Origin of the sequence: Bacillus sp. JJ664 (assembly GCF_036962205.1) — a bacterium.
Lineage (GTDB): Bacteria > Bacillota > Bacilli > Bacillales > Bacillaceae_G > Gottfriedia.
The window spans coordinates 1-322 of sequence record NZ_JBALMS010000198.1 but is presented as its reverse complement, the minus strand read 5'-3'; the positions used below and the strand labels follow the sequence as shown (position 1 = coordinate 322).

General features: G+C 28.0%; 1 protein-coding gene. It reads left to right on the top strand.

Annotation, left to right across the window (positions count from 1 at the left end; all coding sequences use genetic code 11):
* The first annotated feature begins 98 nt into the window (after positions 1–98).
* Positions 99–236, top strand: a complete 138-nt coding sequence (locus V7056_RS20105) for a hypothetical protein (protein ID WP_499704160.1) — start codon at positions 99–101, stop codon at positions 234–236.
* Positions 237–322: the final 86 nt, after the last annotated feature.

The window sequence follows — 322 nt, the reverse complement described above, 5'->3', positions numbered from 1 at the left end:
GTTCAATAAGAAAAGGGATATTTAAATAATTAGTTGAATAATTAATTAAAAGTAACTTCCGCGGAAGAAAAAAGAGCGAAATAAGGTGGTAAATTAATATGGATGAAAAATCATATAGAATTGTTAAAACAGCTTGTTTATTTGTAGGCGTTGGTGCTTTATTTTACATAGGAGCACAATTAAGTGATATTAATCAACATCTATCAGATATAGCAAGTTTAATTGCAAACCAGTAAAAAAAGACAAGTTCATAATAAAGTAACTTATACAACTAACTGGTGCGATAGTTGAAAATCATGAGTCACAGGTTGGATTAATTTTT

What these genes read in the sequence shown, in the direction of transcription:
- V7056_RS20105 (WP_499704160.1), top strand. Translation starts at nt 99, where the DNA reads ATGGATGAAAAATCATATAGAATTGTTAAAACAGCTTGTTTATTTGTA.